8 protein-coding genes are annotated in these 9,844 nt (G+C 75.0%); 4 read left to right on the top strand and 4 right to left on the bottom strand.

From position 1 onward, the window contains the following. Positions 1-91: 91 nt before the first annotated feature. The 4 genes from AC3ET3_RS35340 to AC3ET3_RS35355 all read right to left on the bottom strand — a co-directional run bounded on the left by AC3ET3_RS35340 (position 92) and on the right by AC3ET3_RS35355 (position 5,890). Positions 92-703 (bottom strand): TetR/AcrR family transcriptional regulator, encoded by a 612-nt coding sequence (locus AC3ET3_RS35340; RefSeq protein WP_432139505.1) that lies wholly within the window; start codon positions 701-703, stop codon positions 92-94. Between the two features lie 117 nt (positions 704-820). Further along, positions 821-1,516 carry a GAF and ANTAR domain-containing protein gene (locus AC3ET3_RS35345; protein WP_432139504.1) on the bottom strand — a complete coding sequence of 232 codons (696 nt, stop codon included), beginning with the start codon at positions 1,514-1,516 and terminating at the stop codon, positions 821-823. A 508-nt stretch (positions 1,517-2,024) separates the two neighbouring features. Further along, positions 2,025-2,492 carry a hypothetical protein gene (locus tag AC3ET3_RS35350; protein WP_432139503.1) on the bottom strand — a complete coding sequence of 156 codons (468 nt, stop codon included), beginning with the start codon at positions 2,490-2,492 and terminating at the stop codon, positions 2,025-2,027. A gap of 95 nt (positions 2,493-2,587) precedes the next feature. Continuing rightward, positions 2,588-5,890, bottom strand: coding sequence for an AfsR/SARP family transcriptional regulator (locus AC3ET3_RS35355; RefSeq protein ID WP_435613664.1), 3,303 nt, complete (start codon positions 5,888-5,890; stop codon positions 2,588-2,590). Between the two features lie 401 nt (positions 5,891-6,291). Here AC3ET3_RS35355 and AC3ET3_RS35360 point away from each other — a divergent pair, with 401 nt between their 5' ends. The 4 genes from AC3ET3_RS35360 (at position 6,292) to AC3ET3_RS35375 (ending at position 9,729) form a co-directional block, all read left to right on the top strand. Beyond that, a complete protein-coding gene (locus tag AC3ET3_RS35360) occupies positions 6,292-6,984 on the top strand; it encodes a M15 family metallopeptidase (RefSeq protein ID WP_435613665.1) in 693 nt (230 codons plus the stop codon). Positions 6,985-7,009: 25 nt separating this feature from the next. Beyond that, entirely contained in the window at positions 7,010-7,795 is a 786-nt protein-coding gene (locus tag AC3ET3_RS35365) for an RNA polymerase sigma factor (protein WP_435613666.1), read from the top strand. A 147-nt stretch (positions 7,796-7,942) separates the two neighbouring features. Continuing rightward, positions 7,943-8,821: a C40 family peptidase gene (locus AC3ET3_RS35370; protein WP_435613667.1), complete on the top strand. Its 879-nt coding sequence runs from the start codon at positions 7,943-7,945 to the stop codon at positions 8,819-8,821. 131 nt (positions 8,822-8,952) lie between these two features. Continuing rightward, on the top strand, positions 8,953-9,729 hold the full coding sequence (locus AC3ET3_RS35375) for a M23 family metallopeptidase (protein ID WP_432139498.1): 777 nt from the start codon (positions 8,953-8,955) through the stop codon (positions 9,727-9,729). Positions 9,730-9,844 lie beyond the last annotated feature (115 nt).

Genomic DNA, 9,844 nt, shown 5'->3' on the forward strand with positions numbered 1-9,844 from the left:
AGCGGCTGGGGGCGCCCGCGTACGGGGGCCGTGGCGGCCGGGGCCGCGACGGCCGGGGCCCTGACAGCCGGGCGCCCCCTGCCGCCCGTGCTCAGCCGGTGGTCCCCGAGAGCGCCCCGTGGAGGAAGACCTCCACCAGCTCCCGTGGGGTCAGGTCGGGCTCGTCCTCCGTGCGCGGCTGGGTGAAGAGCAGCCCGAAGAAGAGGGCCGCGATCTGCTCCGGAGGCCGGCGCAGGGCCGCCCTGTCCGGCTCCAGCAGCTCCGCGAGGGCGGTGCGGAGGCGGGTCGTCGACTCATGGCGGCCCGCCCCGCGGACCGTGCCGGGGTGCTTGCCGCCGCGATGCCCGAGCGAGCCCACGACCGCGCCCATCCTGGACAGATGCGCCTGCAGCGCCTCGGCCGCCTCCGTGAGCCGGTCGGGCAGCGGCTGGGACACGTCGATCGCGTCGAGCTCGCGGATCGCGTGGTCGGGGGAGAGTGCCTCGGCCACGCAGGCCTGCACCAGTTCGTCCTTGTCGGAGAAGACCCGGAAGATCGTGCCCTCGCCGATGCCGGCGGCGCGGGCGATCTTCGCGGTGGTCACCGCGGAGCCGTACTCCGCGATCAGCGGGATCGCGGTCTGGATGATCATCTTGCGTCGCTGCTCCGGCGACATTCCCGGAGCGCGGCGGCGGGTCGGCTGGTTCTCGGGAGAGTTGGTCATGAGCACAAGGCTACGGAGTGAGTACTCACTCCGTCAATGGGGTAGGGGAGTCGGCATGGCGGCCGCCGCTCCGGCCCCGGCGACGAGGGGGGAACGGTTGTCCGTGCGAACTCTGGTTCAGGTGGTGGGAGGGGCGCCGTTCGACCGGATGTACTGGGCGACGTCACGCAGCTTGACGTTGTGGTGCTGGGACAAGCGGCGGAGCGCACCGAACGCGTCGTCCTCGCTGAGGTGATGGCGTTCCATGAGGATGCCCATGGCCTCGCCGATGGCGTGCCGCGTCTCCATCGCGTGCTGGAGCTGGTCGATGGTGCGGGCGCTGGACAGCGCCACCGCGGCATGCGAGGCCAGCAGCCAGCCGGCCGTCTCGATCTCCTGGGTGAAGGCTCCGGGGCGGCGGGCGTAGAGGTTGAGCGCCCCGAAGTCCTCCCGCTCTGTGTACAGCAGGATGCCGGTCATGCTGCCGATGCCGAGCGCGCGGGCCGCCTGGGCGTAGCGCGGCCAGGTGGTCTGCGGCTGGGTCATGTCAGCGATGCGGAAGGTGCGCTCGCCGCCGTTCTGCCGGGCGAGATCGAAGCAGGGGCCCTCGCCCAGCTCGCCCTGGGCCCGGTCGGACTCCTCGACGTTCTTCCCGCTGGCGGCCAGCGTCATCGCCCGGCCCTTGCGCACCGCCAGGACACCGGCCGCGTCGCAGCCGGCCACCAGCTTCACGGCGGACGCCACGATGTTGTCCAGCGTCGCCTGGACCGATTCGCCGGCCAGCAGCTCACGCGCGAGAACGGCCATCTGCTCGGCGTACTCCCGCCAGTCCATCGCCCACCCGCCTCCCCAGCCCCGTGACCGTCGCCCGATGTCCTCACCCTATCCCCGCCGACAACTCCACGCCCGGCCCGCCGGAAAGCGCCCCCCGCGGGGCGCCGCGGAGGACCCACGCCGGGCCGGGGCGGCGGGGCGGCGGGGCGGTCCGGGCGGGTGCCGCCGCCCGCCGCCGGCGACGCCCCGCCCGCACCAGTGAGCCTCGCGGCCGGGACCACTCATGGATCTCCACCGCGTCCCCCTCGCCTCACCGGCGCGGCCACGGCCGTCGTGCCGACTGCATCCGTGCCGCCCGGTGTCGGTGTGCCGGCAGTAGGACAGAGCACTCGCCCGGCGCAGCCGTTTCGCGCCCTCGCGCTGCCGGCCCGGCCCGGCCTGCCGTTCGCGCCGCCCGAACGCCCCGCGGACAGCGAGATCGCCGACGTGGGACGTGGGACGTGGGACGTGCGTGGCACGCCTGCGGCCGAAGGGGACGTGTCAGGCCGGGCAGGTGATCTACCGGCGCTCAGACGTACTCGCAGTCGATCGTGGGATCCGAGGGGCTGTCGACCGGGGCGCCGGGCACCGGGTGGTTGTTGGAACCGCCGCTCGCGTAGACCGCGGATATCCAGCCCAGGGTCCTGCCCGGCGTGATGATCTGCACCCAGTAGGTGTTGGTGTAGCGGCCGTCGGTGACGCGCCCGCGCTCGCCGGCGTCCCACTGGCAGTACGCCTTGACCCGTACGCGCGTCAGCCGTTCGGTGGTGGCGAGGTCGCACGTCGTGCTCTGGCAGGTGCGTACGCGCACGTCGCTCGCCCACACGTAGACCGAACCGCTCGGCGGGTGGGCGGCCGCCGGCTGGGCGACCACGAGGAGGATCGAGGCGACGGCCAGGAAGATCCCGGCGAGGGGGCGCAGCACTCCGAAGGCCGAGCGGCGTCGGAATGCGCCCGGGTACCGGCTGCCGTCCGCGTGCGCGGGCGTCTTCGTCATGGTGGAGTCCTCTCCCGGCGGGTGATGTGCGGGCGGGCGGGTGCCGCGCCCTCGTCCGGGGGACGGGAGACGGGAGACGGTCGTATGAGCGGGTCTCAGGAGTCCGTCGGGGCGGGTGGGTCCAGCGGTTCCCGGGCCTCGCGGCTGCCGAACTCGACGAAGACGCGCTGTGCTTCCCGTGCCAGCCGATGCCCCGTCGCGGCCGATCCCCCGGCGAACTCGGCGCGGGCGAGGTCGCGCAGGGTGCGGGCCCGCCACAAGGGCAGTGCCAGTTTCTCCCACAGGCCGAGGGCCTCGCGCAGGGGCTCCACCGCTCCGTTCCCGTCACGCACGGCGAGATGCCACTCGCCGATCGTCCGCAGGACGAGCGCCTCACCGAACAGGTCCTGGCGTTCCCGGGTGATCTCCAGACACCGGTCGAGGCGCTGCCGGGCCTCGGCCGTCCGGCCCTGCCGGAACTCCACCTTGGCCAGGGACTGGCTCGCGTACATGATGCCGAAGGTGTCGTCGGTCTCCTGGAAGAGGGCGAGGGACCGGCGCAGCAGCGCCTCCGCGCCCGGCAGGTCCCCGCGCGCCCGGTGGCACAGGCCCAGAGCGCGCACCGCGAGCGCTTCGCCGTGGCGGTCCCCGGCGCCGACGTACAGGTCGCGGGCGTCCGAGAGGGCGTCCCACGCGTCCTCGTGGCGGCCCACGTCGCGGTGCACGCATCCGATGCCGTACAGCGCGTGCGCCCGGGGGACGTCGTCCTCCGGCTCCCGGTAGTGCTGGAGCGCGGCCGTCAGCAGGGTCAGCGCCTCGGTGAAGCGGGCCTGCTCGCGGCGGGCGGTGCCCATGCCGGCGAGCGCCTCGGCCCGTCCGCGCCGCACGTCCCGCTCCTCGAACAGCCGGAGCGCCGAGGCGAAGAAGGCGTGGGCATCGTCGAACCGGTCCTGTTCCAGCCGCAGATGGCCCAGACCGTTCAGCAGCCAGGCCTCGCCCTCCAGGTCCCCGCCCCGGCGGACCGCCGTCAGGGCCACCTCGTGGGAACGGGACCAGGCGTCGAACCGGTTGTAGAGCGCGGCGGACGCGGCCATCAGGGCGGCGGCGAGTTCCCGCGCGGCGGAGAACATGCCGAGTTCGGCGCAGTGGGTGACGGCGGCGAGCAGGCACCGGTACTCGGCCGCGAACCACGCGGCCGGCTCCTGCGCGCCCGGCTCCCGCGCCGCCGGCTCCCGCGCCGCCAGCTCCCGCGCCGCCGGCTCGCGCGCCGCCGGGTCCGGTGCCTCGTCCGGCGCGGGGGAGGACGCATCGGCGGGGGCGGGGGCGGGGGCGGGAGCGGAGTCCGGGGGCGGCCGGTCCGCGTCCCCTCCGGCACGGTCGGCAGTGACCCGCAGAAGCCGCGCCGCGCCGCCCGGACCGCGGGCCGCCGCGGCGCGCGCCATGTCGAGCCAGCGGTCGACCAGCCGCCGTACCGCCGTCTCGAGCTCGTGCCGGTTCTCGTCGGCCAGACAGCGCTCCCGGGCGTGTTCGCGTGCCAGGTCGTGGATGCGGTAGCGGGTGCGGCCGGTCTCGTCGGTGCGGACGACCTCCACGAAGTGGCAGTCCACGAGGCGTTCCACCGCGTCCTCCGCCTCGCTCCCGGTCACGTCGAGGAGTGGCCCGGCCACCCAGGCGGCGAAGTCGGGCAGATCCATCAGGGCCAGCCGGCGCAGGGCGCGCTGCTCCTGCGGGTCGAGGTCGGCGTACCCGAGTCCGAGGCTCGCGCGCACCTCCAGATCGCCCGCCTGGAGCTCGTCCAGGCGGCGCCGTTCGTCCCGGAGCCGGGCCGCCAGCCGGGCCGGCGTCCAGTGCGGGCGGGCGGCCAGCCGGGCGCCGGCCACCCGGACGGCGAGCGGCAGCCGGCCGCACAGCGCGACGATCTCGGCAGCCCGGTCCGCTTCGAGGCGGGGGCGGGCCGAGCCGGCGACGCGGGCCAGCAGTTCCAGCGCCTCGGACTGCGGGGGCACCCCCAGGTCGAGGTGGACGGCGCCTTCCAGGGCGACGAGCCGACGGCGGCAGGTGATCAGTACGGCCGAGCCGCCCCCGGGCGGGAGCAGGGGGCGCAGCAGCGCCTCGCTGACAGCGTTGTCCAGCACGAGCAGTATCCGGCGGCGGGCGATGTGCGTGCGGTACAGGCCGAGGAGGTCCTCCTCGTCGCGGGCCGGGGACTCGGGGTCGACGCCGAGCGCGCGCAGCAGCCGGGCCAGGGCGTCCGCGGTCCGCACCGGCTCGGAGTCCGAGGCACGCAGGTCCAGGAACAGCTGTCCGTCGGGGAAGAGGGCGGCGGTGCGGTGGCCCACATGGACGGCCAGCGCCGTCTTGCCGGTGCCGGACCGGCCGGAGAGCACGGCGACGGGCGGTGCGGTGCGCCGTGGGTCGCCGGCTTGCTCCAGCAGGGCGGTCGCCCAGCCGATCTGTTCGGCGCGGCCGATGAAGTCCGCGACGTCGGGCGGGAGCTGGGAGGGGATGAGGGGGCGGGGGCCGTCGGCGGGCGGCAGCCGCGGGCCGGGGAGCGGCCCGGCCGCGGTCTTCCCGGCGGGCGTCGGCGCCGCTGACCGGGGGCTCGCGCCGCTCGCGGCGGACCCGGTCGTACTCCCGGCGGTCGCCGGCTCGCGGCGCTCCGGCGCCCCCAGGACCGACGTGTCCGCCCGGAGCAGGGCCCGGTGCAGCGACTGGAGTTCCGGCCCCGGATCGACGCCCAGCTCGGTACGGAGCAGACGGCGGCCCTCGTCGTAGCAGCGCAGCGCGTCGGCCGCGCGCCCGGCCCGGAACAGGGCCGTCATCAGCTGGCCGCGCGGGTGTTCGCGGAGTGGGTGGGCGGCGACGTGCGCGACGAGTTCGGCGACGAGGTCCGTACGGCGGGCGAGACCCAGTTCGGCGGCGAAGCGGAGTTCCTGCGCCTCCAGGCGCAGTTCGGTCAGCCGCATGGCCTCGACCCGGGCGAAGCTCTGGTGGAGGCCTTCGAGGGCGTCCTGGCCGCGCCACAGGCGCAACGCCCTCTCCAGCATCTCGACGGCTTCCTCGGCCCGGCCGTCGCGGGCCGCTTCCCGGCCGGCGGTGAACGCCTCCTCGAAGCGCCGGGCGTCCACGGCGGAGGCGGGGAACTCGGCGACGTAGCCCGGAGGACGGGTGAGGATGACGTCGCCGCCGGCGAGGCCGGCCAGCGCGCGGCGCAGTCCGGAGACGTGGGTGGCGACGAGGGCGCGGGCGGTGGCGGGCGGGTCGTCCTCCCAGATCAGGTCGACGAGGCTCGCGGCCGACAGGACATCGCCGAGACGCACCACGAGGGCGGCGAGTATCGCTGTCGGTTTCGCACCGTTCAGCGGAATCCGCCGGCCCTCGCTCCACGCTTCGACCGGGCCCAGAAGGCGAATGTCCACCGCGTCCCCCGATGTGGCGTTCCCGCAAGTCGGGGACAACATACCGGCATCCGCGGGCAGGCACGCCGGAGTGCGCGCCGCCCTTTTTCACGCGGCGGCACGGTGGCATCGACAATGGCTGGATGTCACTGGGTTTCCGGTGAGAATTCCCTCCATTTCGTGGCGGAGACTGTCCGACTTCCGCCGGGGGGACGCGGCCGGGCGTGTCCCCGTATGAGTGAACCCGCTCTCGGTGGAGAACTGCCCGCGCCGCGCAGCCGTCCGTCCCCCGGGCGGCCGTCCCCCGGGCCGCCGTGCCACCCGTTTCCGAGCAGGGCTGCAGAAGGGACCGCGGAATCTGCTGCAAAGGCGCTGCAGAGGATCTGCAGCGTTCCTGCAGAGCCGGCCGCCACGCTGTTCGTGTGACGGACATCATCCTGCTCTCGGACCACCGTGTGGCCGGCACGCCGGTCGCCGACGACGGCGAACCCCTGTCAGACGCAAGGGAGTTGCCCGCGCTGCGGGTCGACAGGCGCAAGGCCGACGCGGACGGCTCCTACGCACACGTACGGGCCGACGTCCTGCGCCGGCTCCTGGTGGCGCAGGACGCCCTGCCTGCCGGCGTCCACCTGCTCATGGTGGAGGGGTTCCGGCCGCCCGAACTCCAGCGGCGCTACTTCGACGAGTACGCGGCCACGCTGCGCGCCGCGCACCCGGACACCGGCCCGGACCGGATCCGCGAGCTGGCCAGCGCGTACATCTCGCCGCCGGAGGTGGCACCGCACGTCAGCGGCGGAGCGGTGGACCTGACGCTGTGCACGGGGGACGGAACGGAACTCGCCCTCGGCACCGAGGTCAACGCCACCCCGGAGAAGAGCGGGGGCCGGTGCCGCACCGCGGCGCCCGGTCTCGACGCCGAGGCCCGGGCCAACCGGGCGGTCCTGGCACGGGCGATGACCGCCGCGGGGTTCGTCAACTACCCCACCGAGTGGTGGCACTGGTCGTACGGGGACCGCTACTGGGCGCTGCTGACCGCGGCGCCGGCGGCCAGGTACGGCCCCGCGCACCCTCCGCGCCACAGCGCGGCGAAGGACGCGGACCCGACCGCAGTCTGAGATCCAGCCCAACCGGGGGAACACCATGGAGAGCACCTGCGCAGCGACCCTGACCAAGTCGCCCGCGACCACCGAACGCCCGTTCACCGAGCCCGCATTCGCCGAGCGCACACCCACCAAGCGCACCTCGACCGATCCCGTCCGCGCCGAGTCCGCCCGCGCGGAGCCCGCGCCCGCCGAGCCCGTCCGCGCCGAGTCCGCCCGCGCGGAGCCCGCGCCCGCCGATCCCGTCCGCGCCGATCCCGTGCCCGGCGACCACATGACCGCCGCCGAGTTCGACGCGGCGTTCACCGCCGTGATGCCGAGGCTGCGCCGCCGACTGCTGGCCCTCACCGGCAATCCGCACGACGCCGACGACCTCGTGCAGGAGACCTACCTCAGGCTGTCCCGCCGGGCACGCGCCCACACCCTGGCACGGCAGCAGCAGCCGTACGCCTACGCCTGCGCGGCGGCGCTGAACCTGTTGCGCGACTTGTGGCGGCACCCCTCCCGTCAGGAACGCTGCACCGACCGGCTGCCCGAGGCGAGCTGGGACGGCGGCTTCGCGCGCCGGGAGGCCGAGGCGGTGACGACCGCGCTGCTGCGCGGGTTGTCCGCCAAGGAGGCGGCCGCCGTGATCCTCGTCGACCTCGAGGACCTGACCCACGACATGGCGGGAGAGCGGCTCGGCGCCCACCGCGGCACCGTACAGCGCAACCGGCTGCGCGGACTGGCGAAGATCCGCGCCGCTCTCGACGCATACGAACCGGCCCGCGCTCCCGTCTCCTCCGTGAAGACCGACGGCCCCGCGCGGCCCGGTCCCACACCTTGAGGACCGACCGCCCGGAGCAGTCCCGCCGACCGCCCGGCCCCGTCCGGCCCCGTCCGGCCGACGGCCCGGCGCGGACGGCCGGTCCGTCCGTCCGCATCCGCCCACCGACTCACCCGCACAGCGCACGAACCACCCAGGGGGAACCCCATGCGTCGCACGCACCGCACCGTGGCAGCCGCCGGAGGACTGCTGCTCGCCACCACGTTGACCTGCACCGGTACGGCGATGGCCGGAACCGTGACACCGGCCGCCGTGAAGACCGCGGCGGCCGCCGACTGCCGCGCTCTGGCGAGCGCGCCCGCCGAGGCGCGGGCGATCGTCGACGCCGCCTGCTCGCAGATCGGCGTGCCCTACTCGTGGGGCGGCGGCTCGATCCACGGGCCGACCTACGGCCAGGACTACCCCGGCGGCGGCCCCGGCGCCCACGACAGCCAGGTCAAGGGCTTCGACTGCTCGCACCTGGTGCAGTACGCCGCCTGGCAGGGAGCGCGTATCGCCCTGCCCGAGGGGTCCTGGAACCAGGCACGCTACAGCGGGGCCACCGCCCGGTTCGCCCGGGGCCAGGGCCTCGGCCCGCTGCAGCCGGGTGACCTGCTGCTGTGGGCGACCCACCCGGGCGACCTGGGCAGCGTCCACCACATCGCCGTCTACCTCGGCGGCGGCAAGATGGTCGAGGCCCGCGAGTCCGGGACGCGGGTCATGGTCAGTGACGTGCGGCTCAACGCCGAGTACGCGGGCGCCCTGCGCATCACGGGCGGCGAGGAGCCGCCGGCCGGCACCAAGCGCTTCATGACCTGGGGCACCGGCGTGGGCCTGCGCCCGGACCCCAACAGGGGCAAACCGCCCGTGTCCCGGCTGCCCGGGCCCACGGCGGTGGACGTCCAGTGCCAGGCGCACGGCGAACCGGTCGACGCCGAGGGCTACCACAACGACGCCTGGTCCTACCTGCCGAAGTACCGGGCGTGGATCTCGAACATCTACATCGACGACGCGGCGGCCTGGCTGCCCGGCGTACCCGCCTGCTGACCCCCGGGCGTCGGCTCGTGGGCCCGGGGCACCGCCCGGCCGGGCCGGCCCGCCCGCTCTCCCGCGGCGGGAGACGCTCGTCTCTCCCGCCGCGCGGACGCTCGCACAGAAGACACGGAGGAGATCTCGTCATGCGTGTGCTCAACCGCACCAGGTCCGCCGGCGTACTCGTCGCCGCGGTGGCCGCTACCGCGCTGGTCCCGCTCACCGCCGGCGCGGCCGGCGCGGCCCCGCCCGCCCGGCCCGCCGACTACGCCGGGTCGTGCCCCGCCGCAGGCACCGTCACCCAGTGGTACCACTCCGGTCACGACGGCGTCGACATCGCCAACAACCGCGGTACGCCGATCTACTCGACCGGCCCCGGCACGGTCATCGCGTCCGGGCCCGCCGGCGGCTACGGACAGTGGATCCGCATCCGGCACGACGACGGCACGGTCACCGAGTACGGCCACATGTACGAGCGCCTGGTCTCCGTGAACCAGCGGGTGGGCAGCGGCCAGTTGATCGCGCGCATGGGGTCCGAGGGCGACTCCACCGGCAACCACCTCCACTTCGAGGCGCACAGTTCGACGTCCAGCACCCGCGGCATGGACCCGGTGCCCTACCTCGCCGCGCGCGGCGTGAGCCTGCCGTGCACGCCGGGCGGCGGCGGAACGCCGGGAACCAACTTCACCACCTGGGGCACCGGCGTCCGGGTCCGGGCCGACGCACGGCTCAACGCGGCGGTGGTGCGCACCCTGAGCGGCCCCACCCCCGTCTACGTCGAGTGCCAGAAGCACGGCGACCGGGTCGACGCGGAGGGCTACAGCAACGACGCCTGGGCGTACATCCCCAGGCTCGGCGGCTACGTCAGCAACATCTACATCGACCACCCCGCCGCCTGGCTGCCGGGGGTACGGGAGTGCTGACCGGGGTCCGCCGCGCGCACTGCGCGTAGGCCCGCGCGTCCCCGTCCGCGGAGAGGGCACCGGGCCGGCTCCGCCGGCCCGCCGGCCGTGGAGCGGGGGAAAGACAAGAGGAGAC

The organism is Streptomyces sp. bgisy159, assembly GCF_057707805.1.

Excerpts from the sequence above, each read along its gene's own strand:
- AC3ET3_RS35340 (WP_432139505.1), bottom strand. The coding sequence starts at position 703 with ATGACCAACTCTCCCGAGAACCAGCCGACCCGCCGCCGCGCTCCGGGA.
- AC3ET3_RS35345 (WP_432139504.1), bottom strand. The coding sequence starts at position 1,516 with ATGGACTGGCGGGAGTACGCCGAGCAGATGGCCGTTCTCGCGCGTGAG.
- AC3ET3_RS35350 (WP_432139503.1), bottom strand. The coding sequence starts at position 2,492 with ATGACGAAGACGCCCGCGCACGCGGACGGCAGCCGGTACCCGGGCGCA.
- AC3ET3_RS35365 (WP_435613666.1), top strand. The coding sequence starts at position 7,010 with ATGGAGAGCACCTGCGCAGCGACCCTGACCAAGTCGCCCGCGACCACC.
- AC3ET3_RS35370 (WP_435613667.1), top strand. The coding sequence starts at position 7,943 with ATGCGTCGCACGCACCGCACCGTGGCAGCCGCCGGAGGACTGCTGCTC.
- AC3ET3_RS35375 (WP_432139498.1), top strand. The coding sequence starts at position 8,953 with ATGCGTGTGCTCAACCGCACCAGGTCCGCCGGCGTACTCGTCGCCGCG.